The 15,189-nt window shown below is 68.6% G+C and carries 17 protein-coding genes; 4 read left to right on the top strand and 13 right to left on the bottom strand.

Annotation, left to right across the window (positions count from 1 at the left end; genetic code table 11):
• Position 1: 1 nt before the first annotated feature.
• From A5713_RS12970 to A5713_RS12960, 3 genes are all read right to left on the bottom strand, one after another.
• Positions 2-427, bottom strand: a complete 426-nt coding sequence (locus A5713_RS12970; RefSeq protein WP_068096019.1) for a DUF5313 domain-containing protein — start codon at positions 425-427, stop codon at positions 2-4.
• Positions 428-446: 19 nt separating this feature from the next.
• Positions 447-938 (bottom strand): MarR family winged helix-turn-helix transcriptional regulator, encoded by a 492-nt coding sequence (locus A5713_RS12965; protein ID WP_067919109.1) that lies wholly within the window; start codon positions 936-938, stop codon positions 447-449.
• A gap of 84 nt (positions 939-1,022) precedes the next feature.
• On the bottom strand, positions 1,023-1,673 hold the full coding sequence (locus A5713_RS12960; protein WP_068096017.1) for a TetR/AcrR family transcriptional regulator: 651 nt from the start codon (positions 1,671-1,673) through the stop codon (positions 1,023-1,025).
• Positions 1,674-1,776: 103 nt separating this feature from the next.
• Between A5713_RS12960 and A5713_RS12955 the strand changes: the two genes are divergently transcribed.
• Complete coding sequence (locus tag A5713_RS12955; RefSeq protein ID WP_068096015.1) at positions 1,777-3,054, top strand: cytochrome P450; 1,278 nt, start codon at positions 1,777-1,779, stop codon at positions 3,052-3,054.
• Here A5713_RS12955 and A5713_RS12950 read toward each other — a convergent pair.
• Positions 3,051-3,899 (bottom strand): NAD-dependent protein deacetylase, encoded by an 849-nt coding sequence (locus tag A5713_RS12950; RefSeq protein ID WP_068096014.1) that lies wholly within the window; start codon positions 3,897-3,899, stop codon positions 3,051-3,053. The two genes, A5713_RS12955 and A5713_RS12950, sit on opposite strands and share 4 nt — an antisense overlap.
• Before the next feature lie 46 nt (positions 3,900-3,945).
• Between A5713_RS12950 and A5713_RS12945 the strand changes: the two genes are divergently transcribed.
• Complete coding sequence (locus A5713_RS12945) at positions 3,946-4,695, top strand: hypothetical protein (protein ID WP_197516366.1); 750 nt, start codon at positions 3,946-3,948, stop codon at positions 4,693-4,695.
• On the opposite strand, the gene A5713_RS12940 is transcribed toward A5713_RS12945, so the two are convergent.
• Entirely contained in the window at positions 4,618-5,157 is a 540-nt protein-coding gene (locus A5713_RS12940) for a cysteine hydrolase family protein (RefSeq protein ID WP_067919118.1), read from the bottom strand. The two genes, A5713_RS12945 and A5713_RS12940, sit on opposite strands and share 78 nt — an antisense overlap.
• A gap of 59 nt (positions 5,158-5,216) precedes the next feature.
• Between A5713_RS12940 and A5713_RS12935 the strand changes: the two genes are divergently transcribed.
• Positions 5,217-7,259, top strand: a complete 2,043-nt coding sequence (locus A5713_RS12935; RefSeq protein ID WP_068096012.1) for an NAD(+) synthase — start codon at positions 5,217-5,219, stop codon at positions 7,257-7,259.
• Positions 7,260-7,312: 53 nt separating this feature from the next.
• Here the strand turns inward: A5713_RS12935 and A5713_RS12930 are convergent, their stop codons facing one another.
• The 6 genes from A5713_RS12930 to A5713_RS12905 all read right to left on the bottom strand — a co-directional run bounded on the left by A5713_RS12930 (position 7,313) and on the right by A5713_RS12905 (position 12,501).
• A complete protein-coding gene (locus tag A5713_RS12930) occupies positions 7,313-7,720 on the bottom strand; it encodes a hypothetical protein (protein WP_068096010.1) in 408 nt (135 codons plus the stop codon).
• 124 nt (positions 7,721-7,844) lie between these two features.
• Positions 7,845-8,393: a YbhB/YbcL family Raf kinase inhibitor-like protein gene (locus A5713_RS12925; RefSeq protein WP_068096008.1), complete on the bottom strand. Its 549-nt coding sequence runs from the start codon at positions 8,391-8,393 to the stop codon at positions 7,845-7,847.
• A complete protein-coding gene (locus A5713_RS12920) occupies positions 8,390-8,950 on the bottom strand; it encodes a 3-isopropylmalate dehydratase (RefSeq protein WP_067919125.1) in 561 nt (186 codons plus the stop codon). The genes A5713_RS12925 and A5713_RS12920 overlap by 4 nt, the downstream gene beginning before the upstream one ends.
• A complete protein-coding gene (locus A5713_RS12915) occupies positions 8,947-10,194 on the bottom strand; it encodes an aconitase/3-isopropylmalate dehydratase large subunit family protein (protein ID WP_068096006.1) in 1,248 nt (415 codons plus the stop codon). Before A5713_RS12915 ends, A5713_RS12920 begins: the two co-directional genes overlap by 4 nt.
• On the bottom strand, positions 10,185-11,069 hold the full coding sequence (locus A5713_RS12910; protein WP_068096004.1) for an oxaloacetate decarboxylase: 885 nt from the start codon (positions 11,067-11,069) through the stop codon (positions 10,185-10,187). Before A5713_RS12910 ends, A5713_RS12915 begins: the two co-directional genes overlap by 10 nt.
• Before the next feature lie 10 nt (positions 11,070-11,079).
• A complete protein-coding gene (locus A5713_RS12905; RefSeq protein ID WP_068096002.1) occupies positions 11,080-12,501 on the bottom strand; it encodes an MmgE/PrpD family protein in 1,422 nt (473 codons plus the stop codon).
• Positions 12,502-12,570: 69 nt separating this feature from the next.
• Between A5713_RS12905 and A5713_RS12900 the strand changes: the two genes are divergently transcribed.
• Positions 12,571-13,410, top strand: coding sequence for a GntR family transcriptional regulator (locus A5713_RS12900; RefSeq protein ID WP_068096000.1), 840 nt, complete (start codon positions 12,571-12,573; stop codon positions 13,408-13,410).
• Here the strand turns inward: A5713_RS12900 and A5713_RS12895 are convergent.
• Positions 13,407-14,285: a PfkB family carbohydrate kinase gene (locus A5713_RS12895; protein WP_067919136.1), complete on the bottom strand. Its 879-nt coding sequence runs from the start codon at positions 14,283-14,285 to the stop codon at positions 13,407-13,409. The genes A5713_RS12900 and A5713_RS12895 overlap by 4 nt on opposite strands.
• Before the next feature lie 90 nt (positions 14,286-14,375).
• Positions 14,376-15,053 carry a cation transporter gene (locus tag A5713_RS12890; RefSeq protein WP_082972931.1) on the bottom strand — a complete coding sequence of 226 codons (678 nt, stop codon included), beginning with the start codon at positions 15,051-15,053 and terminating at the stop codon, positions 14,376-14,378.
• Positions 15,054-15,189 lie beyond the last annotated feature (136 nt).

The following is a 15,189-nucleotide window of genomic DNA, read 5'->3' as shown; positions in this document are numbered from 1 at the left end:
GTCAGCTGAACGGGTTGCTGTTGTCCTGCCACGCCGCCGATTCCGGGCGCGGCCCGAAACGGCGCGCGTAGTCCTCGTGCATCTTCGCTTGTTTCTTGTTCTTGATCACGTCGACCAGGTTCGGGTCGAGGCCGTGCTGCGCCAGCCGGTGTCGACGCCAAACCTTGTTCAGCGCAAGCGAGATGAGCAGTGCCCAGATGTAGAGCGGCACCGTCATCTCGCTATGCACATACAGCGAAGCGGGCAGTAGCCAGAAGGGCGCGAGAACGAACAGCGGTGGTATGGCCCACCGGATCATGTGCCGGCGCACGGCGCCTTTGCCCGCCAGGTCGTTGGCGACCCAGTCGCGCATCGAGCTGGGCAGGGTCCGGCCGTAGGAATAGGCGATGTGTTGCCAAATGTTGGGTTTGGTCTTGGCGGTGGTCATGGCGGCTCCTATGAGGGGGTCAGGACTGCAATGCGCCCGCTGCCAAGGCGGCCGCGTTGATGCGGGTGAGCACCTGATGCAGGTGCCGAAGTTCGTCGATGTCGACACCGAGACGCTCGACCACGGCGGGCGGAATCTTGCACGCACGCCGACGTAGGGCGGTGCCGCTGTCGGTGAGTTTGACTTCGGTGGAGCGCTCATCGACGGTGCTTCGTGTACGGGTGATCAGACCGAGGGCCTCCAAGCGCTTGAGCATCGGCGACAGCGTGGCCGAATCCATCTGCAGCGTGGCTGCGATCTCCTTGACCGACAGCGGTTTGCGCTGCCCCGGCGCCGATTTCTGATGATCCCAGAGCGTCAGCATCACCAGATACTGGGGATGGGTCAGCCCCAACGGCTCCAGCAGCGGCCGGTAGACCGCCAACACGGCGCGGTTGGTCACGCTCAGCGCGAAACAGACCTGCTGTTCCAGGGAAAGCGGGTCGATGTCGGGCGCGGCCGGCGATGCCATATTCGCATGGTACGCGAATAGATAGGGCACTAACTATGTTGTTCCGGTCACAGGGCTGGTTATGCCCGCCGGGCCACTGCCGCATCAGTGCGCCGAAGCGCTCTTGAGATAGAGGGCTCCCCAGACGATTTCGGCCAGCGTGGCGGCCAGTTCCGCGTCGTAGTCGAGCGGCTTCGCCGGAAGGTCCTGCTGGCACGCGCGCTCGACCATCCACGTCAGCGCGCTGGCCGTGGTGGCCGCGGGCAACTCCGGCCGGATCGAGCCGTCGGCCTGACCCTCTTCGATGACCCGGGTCATCCGCCCCGTGACAGCGGTCAACAGGTTGCGATAGGTCGCGGCGACCAGCGGGTCGTAGCCCGCCGTCTCGTTGAGGGCGACCAACACCGGTTGGTGACGCCGATAGCTGGCGACGATGCCGTCCATCGCGGCGCGGACGTCGCCAGGATCGCGCCGCCCGGCCACACTCCACCACCGGTCCGCGCTGGCGGCGAGGTCGGTGAACACCTGGTTGGCCAGGCGGCGCAGCAGGTGGCCCTTGTCCTCGAAGTAGATGTAGAAGCTCGCGCGGGATATGCCGGCTTCGGTCGACAGCCGGTCGACGCTCAGTTCGGTGAAACTGGCGCCGCCGCGCATCAGCCGCTCGGTGGCGTCCAACAGCCGTCGCTCGATCTGCTCTCGCCGCTGCTGACGTCCATGCTCGCGGCTGGCCTGCGGCTTCCTGGTGACCGATGGCATTGGCCCAGCATAGAACTCCGTTTGACAACTTGACTAGACACTATGTCTAGGAATAGTGTCGCTGACGATCTGTGACCGGGGTCATACACAACGGAGGTGGGCCATGACCGTGATGACCGGGACGTCGGGCGCCGAGCGGCCCGGCCGGGCCTATGACCCCATCGACCTGTCCTCGCGCGCGTTTTGGTCCACGACCGCGGCCGACCGGGAACGCGCGTTCGCGGTGCTGCGGGCCGAGCGGCCGGTGAGCTGGCACCCACCCGTGGAGGACGCCCTGATGCCCGATCCGCAGGATCCGGGCTACTGGGCGGTCACGCGACGCGCCGACATCGTCTCGGCCAGCCGCAACAACGAGGTGTTCCTGTCCGGCCACGGTGTGATGTTCGAGAACATCCCGGTCGAGTTGCTCGAAGCGTCCCAGTCGTTCCTGGCGATGGATCCGCCGCGACACACCAAGCTACGCAAGCTCGTCAGCGCCGCGTTCACCCCGAGGCAGATCCGCCGCATCGAGGACTCGATCAGGGCGAACGCCAAGGCCATCGTCGAAGAGCTGCGCGCGGCCGGTAGCGGGGCCGACTTCGTCGACCACTGCGCCAAGCAACTGCCGATCCGAACCTTGTCGGACATGGTGGGGATCCCGGAATCGGAGCGAGAGCACGTGGCGCGGGCCGCCGATGCGCTGGTGTCCTGGGCGGACCCGGTCTACCTCGACGGTCGCAACCCGCTGGAGGTGCTGGTCGAAAACCAGGTGTACCTGCACCAAATCGCCGGCTCGTTGGCCGCCGAGCGCCGCGAGCGTCCCGGCGACGACCTGTTCAGCGGCCTGGTCAACGCCGAGGTCGACGGCGACCGGCTGACCGACGCCGAGGTGGCCGCATTCTTCGTGCTGCTTTCCGTGGCCGCCAACGACACCACCCGCCAAACCACCAGCCACGCCATGAGGGCGCTCACCGACTTCGGGGATCAACGGGCGTGGCTAGTGGAGGACTTCGACAACCGGATCGGAACCGCCGTCGAGGAGTTCGTCCGCTGGGCCAGTCCGGTCATGACCTTCCGTCGCACGGCCGCAACGGATTTCGAGTTAGGCGGCCAGCGGATCCGGGCGGGGGAGAAGGTCGTCATGTTCTATCCGTCCGGCAACTGGGACACCGAGGCGTTCGACCACCCGGAGCGCTTCGACCTGAGCCGCAGCCCCAATCCGCACGTCGGCTTCGGCGGCGGCGGCGTGCACTTCTGCCTCGGCGCCCATGTGGCCCGGGCGCAGCTGCGCGCCATCTTCGGCGAGCTGTTGCGCCAGCTGCCCGAAATCCAGGCCGGCGACCCGACTTACGTGGCGGGCAACTTCATTCACGCCGTCCGCAGCATGCCGTGCACCTTCTAATGCGTTGTCATCGGTAACAATTCGTCAGCAAGCAGCGCCAGCAGCTCGGAGCAGCCCCCGTCGACCTTGACGGTCGCCAGGTCGTCCGCGCGGGTCCGCCCCCGGTTGATGATCGCGATCGGCATGCCCAGCGCGGCGGCGTGACGCACGAACCGATAGCCGGAGAACACCGTCAGCGACGAGCCGGCGACCAGCAGCGCGTCGGCTTCGGATATCAGTGAATAGGCCTGATCAACAACACCTTTGGCGACGCTCTCGCCGAAGTAGACGATGTCCGGCTTGAGGATGCCGCCGCAGCGGGGGCAGTCGAGATACCGGAACGACGTGGTATCGGCGACGACGGCGTCGGCGTCGGGTGCCACCGCGAGACCGCCGACCGCTTCCGCGCGCTCGGCGAATCCGGGGTTGAGCTCTTCCAGCCGTTCGGCAAGAGCGGCGCGGCACATGATGTACCCGCAGTTCAGGCAGACCACCTGGGCGTAGGTGCCGTGCAGGTTGATGACGTTGCGGCTGCCGGCCTTGGTGTGCAGCAGGTCGACGTTCTGCGTGATCAGCCCCGTCACCGCCGCGGCGTGTTCCAATGCCGCCAGCGCCCGGTGGCCGGCGTTGGGCAGCGTGTCGTCCATGTGCCGCCAACCGACGTGGTTTCGCGCCCAGTACCGCTGCCGAAAGACGGCGTCCGAGGTGAACTGGCGGATCGTCATCGGGTTGCTGGGCGGCGAATCGGGTCCGCGGTAGTCCGGGATGCCGGAGTCGGTGGACAGGCCCGCGCCCGTCAGCACCGCGATCCGGCGACCGGCCAGCAGCGCGACCAGTTCCGGCGATTCGGCGCGGCGGGGGGTCACCTCTTCGAGGGTACGGAAACCGGTGGAATGTGGTTGATTTAGCGGCATGCCCACCGCCGCCGAGCATGCCGCTGAGCAGGTCGCTTCGGTACGTGAGGACCCGACGGCGCGCCTGGCGTTACTGCGTTCGCTCTACGAGACGCCACCAGGATGGGACGCGCGGCGGCTGCCCTACCGACGCGCGGCGCTGGCGTTCATGGGCTGGGAGTTGCGTCGGGGAGTCCTGAACCCGGCGGACGCCGGAGCGCCAGGCAGTCCGTGGTGGCGGGCGGTCAACGACCGGCTCTTGCGCGATACCGCCGAGGCGCGCGCCCACGTGCTCGGAATGGGCGGTCCCATATCCTCATCGAGCGTCGCCGACGCGGTGACCTTCATTCGCCAACCGTCGGTGCGGACGTGGTATCGGGCTCACAACGCGATCATCGTGAGGGGCTACCTCGACAATCAAGAGCTGGCCCACACCGAATCGCGCGTCGAACGCTTCTTCATCAACGTGGTGCTGGTGCGGGTGCTCTTCGCGCACGCGTTGGTGGCGGCCCCCCGCCTGGCACTGGGCTGGCTGTCGCCTTTCGCACCTGTGCTGGGCGACCCGCGACTGGCAATCACCGGTATCTTCTTGCAGCTGTCGCGGGTGGGACCCATCACCGAGGCTGACGACACGGGCGGCCCGACGGGTGCTTCCGCCACCGATTTCGTCGCCCGATTGATGGCGGGCCGACTAACCCAGGCAGTCGGCCGCGGTGGTGAGCTCGGCCGACATGTTCTGTTCCATCATCTTCAGCGCGGCCGCGCCTAGATCGGGGTCGATGTGGGCGACGGCGTCGCTCGCGATCACGACGGGGAAGTGGCGGACGTAGGCGTCGAGTGCGGTATAGAGGATGCACTGCTCGGTGACCTGGCCGGTGATGACCAGCCGCTTGGTCTCGAGCCGGTTGAGCAGATACGCCAGCGCGGTCGCGTAGAAGGCGCTGTGCCGCACCTTGGTCATCACGCGGCAGTCCCCGGCCGGAACGATCGGCTTGACCAGATCCGGCCGCGCCCCGTCGAGCGCGGAGCCGACGATGTCGGAGAACTGGGCCGCGAAGTCGCCGTAGTTGTCGTTGACGTACACCAGGTCGACGGCGTCGGATTCGCGTGCGCGCCGGACCAAGTCGGCCAGCGGGTCGATGATGTTGGCGACATTGGGTATTAGTTCCTCAGCATCGGGATGCTGATAGGTGTTCATCATGTCGACCACGATCACGGCAGTATCGCTCATGATGGAGGGGATACCCGGCGGCCACGGGTTGACACAGGTCAGGCGACAATGGAAGGGCGATGGACTTTTACAACGCTTACAGCCAGGGTTTCGTCCGGGTCGCCGCGTGTACGCACCACACCGCGATCGCCGATCCGGCGGCCAACGCGGACTCGGTCTTACGGTTGGCGCGCGCGTGCCACGACGACGGTGTCGCGGTGTCCGTGTTCCCGGAGTTGACGTTGTCCGGATACTCCATCGAGGACATCGTCATGCAGGACCTACTGCTCGACGACGTCACCGGCGCCGTCGAGAACATCGTCGCCGCCTCGACCGATCTGCTGCCGGTCCTGGTCGTCGGTGCTCCGCTGCGGTACCGGCAGCGCATCTACAACACCGCCGTGGTCATCCACCGCGGCGCGGTGCTCGGGGTGGTGCCCAAGTCGTACCTGCCCACCTACCGAGAGTTCTACGAGCGCCGCCAGATCGCGGCCGGAGACGACGAGCGCGGCACCATCCGGCTCTGTGACGCCGACGTCCCCTTCGGCCCCGACTTGCTGTTCGCCGCATCGGATATCCCCGACTTCGTGCTGCACGTCGAAATCTGCGAGGACATGTTCGTGCCGATCCCGCCCAGCGCGGAGGCAGCGCTGGCGGGCGCGACCGTACTGGCCAACCTCTCCGGCAGCCCCATCACGATCGGCCGCGCCGAGGACCGCTGCCTGTTGGCCCGCTCGGCGTCGGCGCGGTGTCTGGCCGCCTACGTCTACGCCGCCGCGGGGGAGGGAGAATCGACCACCGACCTGGCCTGGGACGGTCAGACGATGGTGTGGGAGAACGGCGAACTGCTGGCCTCCTCCGAGCGCTTCCCGAAGGGGGAGCGGCGCAGCATCGCCGATGTCGACATCGATCTGCTGCGCTCAGAACGGCTGCGCATGGGCACATTCGACGACAACCGGCGCCACCACCGCGGGTCGGCCGAGTCGTTCCGGCGTGTCGGGTTCCGGCTGGACCCGCCGGCCGGCGACATCGGATTGCGCCGCGATGTCGAGCGTTTCCCGTTCGTGCCCGCGAATCGCGAACGGCTGGAACAGGATTGCTACGAGGCCTACAACATCCAGGTGTCGGGGCTCGAGCAGCGGCTGCGCGCGCTGGACTACCCGAAGATCGTCATCGGCATCTCCGGTGGCCTGGACTCGACGCACGCGCTCATCGTTGCGGCACGCGCCATGGATCGGGAAGGGCGGCCGCGCAGCGACATTCTGGCGTTCACGCTCCCCGGCTTCGCGACGGGCGATCGCACCAAGCGCAACGCCATCGAGCTGTGCCGCGCACTGGGGGTCACCTTCTCCGAAATCGACATCACCGAGACCGCAATGGTGATGTTCAAGGAGATGGACCACCCGTTCGGGCGCGGGGAGAAGGTCTACGACGTCACCTTCGAGAACGTGCAGGCGGGGCTGCGCACCGACTACCTGTTCCGGCTGGCCAACCAGCGCGGCGGCATCGTGCTGGGCACCGGCGACCTTTCCGAAATCGGGCTGGGCTGGTCGACGTACGGGGTGGGCGACCAGATGTCGCACTACAACGTCAACGGCGGTGTCCCGAAGACGCTGATCCAGCATCTGATCCGCTGGGTCATCTCGTCCGGCCAGTTCTCCTCCGACGTCGCCGACGTGCTGCAGTCGGTGCTGGACACCGAGATCTCCCCGGAACTCGTCCCGAAAGGCGAAGAGGAAGAACTGCAGAGCAGCGAGGACAAGGTCGGACCGTATGCCCTGCAAGATTTTTCGCTCTTCCACGTGCTGCGGTACGGATTCCGGCCCTCGAAGATCGCGTTTCTGGCCTGGCATGCGTGGAGCGACCCGGACCGGGGCAACTGGCCGCCGGGATTCCCCGACGACAAGCGACCGACCTACTCGCTGAAGGAGATCCGGCACTGGCTGGGGGTTTTCGTGCAGCGGTTCTACTCGTTCAGCCAATTCAAACGCTCGGCGCTGCCCAACGGGCCCAAGGTGTCGCACGGAGGCGCGCTGTCGCCCCGCGGTGACTGGCGGGCCCCGTCGGACATGTCCGCGCGCATCTGGCTCGACGAGATCGACCGGCAGATTCCCGAGGAGTAGCACGCCGATGGGCCCGCCCGCGGGATTGCCGGGCGGGCCCTAGGGCGCCGGGCTCAGGCCCGCGCGCGGCGCCAGCCTTGGTATTGGAGTTCGGCGAACACCAGCGTGTAGGCGCCGGCGGCCAGGTTCAACGCGACGCCGGCCGTGGTCAACGGGAAGACGTCTTCGAGCACCAGAACCACGGCGGCCACCGTGTACGCCAGGTTGGCGATGATGACGCCCATACCCGCCCGGCGCACCGAAGGCAGGGCGGCGAGCCCGAACACGACAACGCCGTAGCCGATCAAGAACGCGCCCATGGCGTACTCGAAGGTCGGCGTGGTCCCCGAAAGCTCGGCGAGCCGGCCGGCCAGCGGCATCCCCGCCAGGCCGACCACGCCGCTGATGGCGGCGTCGGCGCGCATGGCCAGGCGAAGCAGGCCGTCCCGGGTGCCGGTGCGGTCAATCGTGGTCGCGGACATGATGTTCCTTTCGTCGATGGCTGATCGCTCCCGACGCTGCCCGCGAACCACTGCCAGATCGACGTCGGACGCTGCCAACCACTGCCAACCGCAGGTCAGGCCGGTGGCGCCGACCGCCGGGGGGTCAGCGTTCGTATGTTCCGGTCAGCACACCGCGGGCCAGCACGTGCCCGCTCATGGCGGCGAGCAGCGCCGTGGCCGTGGTGATGCCGTCCGGGACGTCCCGGTCGATCGCGAACACGTGGAACCGGTAGTGGTGCGGGCCGTGCCCGGGGATCGGGCGCGGCCCGGCGTAGCCGCGGTGGCCCAGATCGGCTCGCAGGCAGCGGATGCCCGCCGCGCCCGGGTGCAACCCGCCGGCGTCGAGGCCGTCCAGTGCCGGGTCGATCACCGCGACCGTGTGCAGCAGCGGGCGGGGCAGGGGGACGTCGACATCATCGATGATGAGCACCAGCTGCCGGGTCCCGGGCGGCGGCGGGCTCCACCGCAGCGGAGGCGAGACGTTGTCTCCGACGCCCACGCCGGCGCTGGAGGTCGGCATGGCGCCGCCGTCGGTGAACGCGGCGCTGCCGACGCTGATGGAGCCGGGCGCATCGAGCGCGGCCCGTGCGAGAGGGCTTCGGCGCGGGCCGGCGCGCACGCGGCGCAGCAGCCTGCCGGGCAACGCCGTCATGCGCCGCTGCCCGCGCCGCGAATCGCGACGGTGGGCGACCGCACGAGGTCGCCCAGTTCGCTGGGCAGGTATCCCTGCTCGACCAACCGCGGTAGCACGCCGCCGCTTTCGATGATGTCGAGGATGAGCCCGGGAAGGGTCGGAACGCTTCCGGACGCACCGGTGGTGTTGTTGCGCCAGGTGCCGCCGGTGAGGTCGAAGGTTCCCGTGTCGCCTTCGTGGAACACGGTGGTGGCACCGGGCACGGTCATCGCCGGCAGGCCGGCGTTGACGGCATTGCGGAAGAACAACGAGTTGAATTCCTCGGCGACGAGTCCCGCGACGCCGAGCTCGAGAAAAAGGGCCGCGACGGGCCGGGAAGATCCGAGCCCGAAGTTCCTGCCCGCCACGACGATGTCACCCGGGGACACCTGGTCTGTCCAACCGGGGCGGACCTCGTAGAAGACATGCTTGGCCGCTTCCGGCGGATCCATCTTCATCGCGAACGCCGGGTACATGGCATCGGTGTTCAGGTTGTCCCCGAACACCCAGATCCTTCCGCCGAACACCACGCTCATGCCGTCACACTCCTCGGATCGGTGATATGTCCGGCGATGGCCGAGGCCGCAACGGTCGCCGGTGACGCCATGAAGATCTCCGCCTCGGTGCTGCCCATGCGGCCGGTGAAGTTGCGGGTGCTCGAGGTGATGCACACCTCGCCGGGACCGACCACACCCATGTGGTAGCCGAAGCACGCGCCGCAGGTGGAGTTGGTGATGACCGCACCCGCGTCCGCCAGGTCCTGCAAGTACCCCAGCCGCATGGCCTCCCGGTACACCGCCTGGGAGGCGGGCGTGACCAACAGGCGCACGCCCGGCGCGACAGACTTGCCGCGCACCACCCGTGCGGCGATCTCGAGGTCCTCGAGCTGGCCATTCGCGCACGACCCGATGAAGGCCTGGTCGATCTTCTGGCGCTCCAGCCGGGAAACCGGGAGTCCGTTGCGGCTGACGGTTCCCGGCCGCGCCACGAAAGGCTCCAGCGTCGCCAGGTCGACACGCCGGATCTCTTGGTATCCGGCATCTGGATCCGGCGCGGCAGCGTCGTATCCGGAGACGCCGCGCTCGTGCAGAAACGACGTCAACACGTCGTCGGGCTCGAACGTGGCGAAGTCGGCGGAGACCTCGGCGCACTGGGTCGCAATGGTGCGCCGATCGTGCATCGGGACGCCGGACAGGCCGGAGCCGCCGAATTCGAGGTTCAGGTTCGGGGCGTCGCCGTACTCGTTGGCGATATGCAAGAACACGTCTTTGCCGCTGACCATCTCCGGTTTCGCACCCTCGAGTTCGTAGCGGATGGTGGGCGCGACCTGAAACCACGTCGCGCCGGTGCACATGATCGAATAGACCTCCGCGGGCCCGAGGCCCCGGGCGGCGGTGTTGTAGGCGCCCGCCGCGCAGGTGTGAGAGTCGGTGCAGGCCAAGATCTCTCCGGGCCGCGCGAGTCCGTTCTCCGCGATCACCTGGTGACAGATGCCGTGCCGGCCGACGTCGTAGAAGCGTGTGATGCCGAAGTCGGCGACGAATCGGCGGGCCTGTGGGCCGCCCGCGGCGTCTTTGATGGTCGGCGCCGGCACGGCGTGGTCCATGACCACCGCCAGCTTGTCGGGGTCGTGGATCCGGTTGGGCGTGATCCACATCGTGGCGAACTGCAGGTCGATCAGCACGGTCATGTCGACCTCGACCACGACCGTGTCACCCGCCGACACCGAATGCAGACCGGCCTTGCGGGCGAAGATCTTCTCGATGACCGTCATGCCCATGAGGGGTCCTTCCGGGCGTATCGGGCGTCGCGTTCGAGCCATTCGGCCATCCCCACCATGTTGAAGAAATCGGCGGGCGTCGTGGGTAGGTGGCCGGCGATGTCGGTGCCGTTCAGTTCGCAAAGGCTCTGCAGCATGCCGAAAGTCGCCTGCACCAAGAGATTGCTCGGGTGGATCGCGATGGCGTAGCCCAACTCTTGCAGCCGCGCGGCCGACTGCAACGGCGTCAGCCCGCCCTGCACGAGGTTGATCAGCAGGGGAGCGTCCACTTCGCGTGCGATGCGCTCGATCTCGTCGGCGTCCTGTGGCGCCTCGACGAAGATGATGTCGGCGCCCGCCCGCGCGTATCGGTTGGCGCGCTCGATGGCCGCGTCCAGACCGAGGGGGGCCCGGGCGTCGGTGCGGGCCACCACGAGCAGGCTGTCGTCGGAGCGGGCATCCAGCGCCGCGGCGAGGGTCTGTTCGAACACGGCCGCGTCGACCACCTGTTTGTCCGGCAGGTGGCCGCACCGTTTCGGAAAGACCTGATCTTCCAACTGAACTGCGGCCACCCCCGCCGCGTCGTAGGAGCGAACGGTGCGCACCACGTTCATGGGCGCCCCATAGCCGGTATCGGCGTCGGCGATCAACGGAACGTCGCCCAAGGCGTCGGTGATCATCGCGGCCCGGCCGGCCATCTCGGTCGCGGTGACCAGCCCGATGTCGGGTAAGCCGAAGCCGGAGGCGGCCACCCCGGCACCGGTCATGTACGCCGCGGCGTGGCCGGTGCGTTTCGTCAGGTGCGCAGAGATCCCGTCGAAAACGCCTGGGGCGACGATGAGTTCGCCGGCACCGAGCAAGTCCGTCAGCCGTTGGCGGGCCGGGGTGGTGGGCATGGTTCTCCTTTCAGTCCAGGGCGCCCGCGACCGGGGCCGCGAGCAGATCGGTCAGTTGGTCGACATCGTCGAGGTCGTCGAGATTGAGCACCGCCCGCTCGATCGCCTCGGCACGGGCGCGGCGGATGACCCGGTCGGCGAGCGAGTGGAACTTGCGGACCAGTTCGTCGTTGGTGACGGGATCGTTGGGCGCGCCGTGCGGCAACGCCACGCGGGCGCGGTGGACCGTGCCGTCGTGGGTGGTGACCGCGACGTCGGTGCGGAACTTCTCAGTGATGCCGGCGTGGGTGAGTGATTCGTCGAGGTGCACCGACGTCGCCGCGATGAGCGACCAGATGTCGTCGGAATCGAGACGGGCAGGGGTGAATTGTTCCGGCAACACGTTGCCGTCCAGGAGCGCCGCGGCGGTCGCGTACCCGATGTTCATCTGGGCGCCGACCGGGGTGAGCGGCCGTTGCGGTCGCCACCAGCCGTGCTTGTAGATGGTCTCGCCGACGGTGATGTCGATCTTCGAAATATCTTGGGGCGCAATCGACTTGCGCACCCGCCGCGCGGCGTCGATCGCTGCGTGCAAGCCGCCCATCGCGGCGTAGGACTTGACCATGATGACGGCGGTCTCCCACCGCTGGCCGAGTTGCCCGGTGAGTGCGGTGGGGTCCGGGTCGTGGCCCTCGCCGAAAACGCTGAGAAACCCGCCGTATTCACGTTCGAACACCCGCTTGATGCCGGTGTAACCCGCCGCCGCCAGCCCCGCCGCGTAGAAGCCGTTGCGCGCCGCCAGGCCGTGATGCATGCGCTTGCTCATGGCCTCGTATTGGGCGGCCATCAGCCCCGCCGACTGGGTTCCGGCCAGCCCGAGGGCGTCCTCCAACTGCGCCGGCGGCAGCCCACGTAACTTTCCGGACGCCATCGCCGCGGCGTGGGTGCCGAAAACCGATCCCGAGTGCCAGCCGCGGTCCAGCATCTGGGTGCCGTGCAGCGTGTAGCCGACCCGCGGGCCCACCTCGAAGCCGGCGACCGCGGCCAGCAGGACCTCGGCGCCCGTCGAGGGTCGTGGCCGCGTGGACATCGTCGCCATCAACGCCGGAATCAGCAGCGAGCAGCTGTGCAGCGGGGCGCGGGGATGGAAGTCGTCGAGCTCGAAGCCCTGGATGAAGGTGCCGTTGAGTACCGCGGCCGCGGGCGCCCCGGTCGTGCGCCCGGTGCCGATGACGACGGCGTCGCCCCGACCCTCGAGCGCGAGGACGGCGTCGGTCGCGACGCGCGACCACGGCAGTTGCGCGCCGACGAGCGCGCATCCGATCCCGTCCAGCAGCAGGTGCTTCGCCCGGTCGAGGATTTCGCGCGGGACGTCGTCCAGGGTGAGGCCGGCGACCCAGGTGGCAAGTCGCCCGGTCGGACCGTCCGGGTCACTGGCGGCCGGTGCGTGCATCGATCCCCCCAGGCATGTCGAGTTGTTATATACATATAACAACTCGAGCGAGTTGGCAAGGGAGTCCGTGTGGAAGCATTGACCACCGTGCAGGAGGGCAGAGCAGGGCCGGTCTCGGCCGCGGCCGGGGTGCCGCTGCACCGGCAGCTGTTCCTGGTCCTGCACGACGAGATCGACCGTGGCGTCATCGCCCCCGGCGACGCGTTGCCCACCGAACAGACCCTCTGCGACCAGTTCGGGGTATCCCGCATCACCGTGCGCCGGGCGCTGGCCGACCTGGCCCACCAGGGATACATCGAGCGCAGGCACGGCGTCGGGTCGTTCGTGCGGCCGCACGGGCCGGCGGACGTCTCGGGCGTTGCGGGGGCCGGGCGTTCGTTCATGCAGAGCCTGCGGCAGACGCAATTCGAGACCAAGGTCGAAGTCGTCGAGCTCGGGACGCGGCGTCCCCCGAGGGCCATCGGGGAGGCCTTGCAAACGTCCGGGGAGACGTCCGGCGAGCTGCTACAGATCGTGCGGGTGCGGCGTCAGCGCAGGACCGATGAGCCGTTGATGGTGACCGAAGCCTGGCTGCCGCAGGAATTGGCCGGCGTGCTGACCGAGCCGGAGTTGCGGCGTGCGCCGCTGTACGAGTTGCTGTCGCAGGCGGGCGTCGCCGTCGACCGGGTGCGGCACGAGATCACCGCCGAGATCGCCGGACCGCGCAACGCGCACCTGCTCGGCACCGCCATCGGCGCCGCGTTGCTCCGCATCAACCGCCTGGAATTCGTGGCCGGGGCCCCGCATCACTACGTGTCGACCGTGCTGTCGCCCAGTCGCAGCCGCGTGCTGCTCAGCCAGACCGCGGAGGAGATGGAGACCGGCGACGGCCTGATAATCGCCCACGACGTCCGCGGCGACACCGGCTAGCGGCCGCCGCGCAGCGCCGCATCGATCGCTTCGGCGTCCGGGGCGCAGTTGCCGGCGCCGTGCGCCAGGGTTGCCAGCGCGGCCGCGGCACAGGCGCGCTCCAACGCGCGCCGGCGCTGGGCGGGCGAACCCGGGTTGCGCGGCCAGCTCCCGGCCAGCACCCCGGCGAACACGTCACCCGCCCCGGTGGTGTCCACCGCGGCCACCGTGGGGGCGGGCACCACGAAGTCGCCGTCGTCGCCCACGTACCGCGCGCCGCGCGCCCCCAATGTGGTCACCAAGTGGGTGGGGCGCCATGGCCACTCTTCGGCCTCGGCTTCGTTGGCGATCACGACGTCGGCGTGGGCCGCCAGGTCGGACAACGAGCTTCGGTCCTGCCCGCCCGGTGAAGCGTTGACGATGACGACCGCTCCGGCCGAGCGGGCCTGGCGTGCCGCCGCCACCGCCGCCCGCACCGGAATTTCCAGTTGCGTCAATAACACGTCGCAGCCGGCGATGGCGGTCCGCGCCGCGGGGGAGTCCAGCGTCAGCCGCCCATTCGCGCCCGGGGCGACCACGATGGTGTTCTCGGCGTCGGCATCGACCACCACGATCGCCGTGCCGCTCGGTCCGCGCGTTGCCGCGATTGCGTCCAACCCGACGCCGTTGGTCAGCAGGTGGGCGCGTAACTGTTCGGCGGCCGGGTCGTCGCCGACCGCGCCGACGAACTGCACTTGCGCACCCGCCCGCGCCGCCGCCACCGCTTGATTGCCGCCCTTGCCGCCCGGTGCGTGGGTCAGCGACGAAGCCAGCACCGTCTCGCCGGGTCGGGGAAGCGCGTCGACGCGCAGCGACACGTCCATGTTGACGCTGCCGACCACACAGACCCGCGCCATGACTCTGACGTTAATCGGTCGTCCGCCGCCGCGCACCGCGGCTTGGGAGGTGATGAAACACGTTGCCGCGCAGTATTTTTAGCGATACGATCAGCATCCGCATTCCTCGCCGCGCCACGCCTCGAAACCCTCGCGCACCGCGAACCCGGCGATCACCAGCCCGACCGTCGGGTCCAGCCACCAGCCACCCGGCCATCCCGCCATGACGGCCAGCGTGAACAGCACAGCGGCGGACTGCGCGGCGCACAAATAGTTTTGCGTGCCCTCCCCGGCGGTGGCCCGCGAGCCCAGGCGCGTGCCGAGCCTCCGCTTGGCCCACCCCAGCAGTGGCATCAGGATCACCGCCACCGCGGTCAGGACCATCCCGATCAGCGTGGTGCCCGGTCGGTTGCCCGCCGCCAGATTCCGGACAGATTCCAGCGCGATGTAAGGCGCGATGAGCCAGAACGACACGGCCACTCCGCGTTGCGCCCGGCGCTCCGAGGTCTCCGACAGCGTGCGTGCCCCGGTGAACCGCCACACGACGATCACACTCGCCAGGCCCTCGACCGCGCTGCCGAGCGCCCAGCCGATCAGGGAGATGGAGCCGACGGCGAACCCTTGCCAGAGCCCGAGCGCGCCCTCCGCGCACATCCACGCCAGGCTGGCCCACGCGAGCCAACGTGCCCTGCGCGCAGCCCGTACCCACTCGGCATCGCGCTCCGGTCGCCGGGTGGCGGCCACGCCGGTCGCGCCGTCACCACAACCCCCGGCGCACGCGTCGCTCATAGCGCCAAGGATAAGTCCGCAGCCTCAGTTGAATTACGGCCGCGCATTCTGCCCGTCGAACGCTTTGCGGCAATCGCCCATATCTTGCGACGCGCGCGCTAGTGTGCTGCGTGAGCGATGCTGCGTTGTCCCAGGA

The organism is Mycobacterium sp. E2497, assembly GCF_001668695.1.
In the GTDB taxonomy this organism is placed as follows: Bacteria; Actinomycetota; Actinomycetes; order Mycobacteriales; family Mycobacteriaceae; genus Mycobacterium.
The sequence above is the reverse complement of the archived record's forward strand: the minus strand, read 5'-3'. Positions and strand labels throughout refer to the sequence as shown.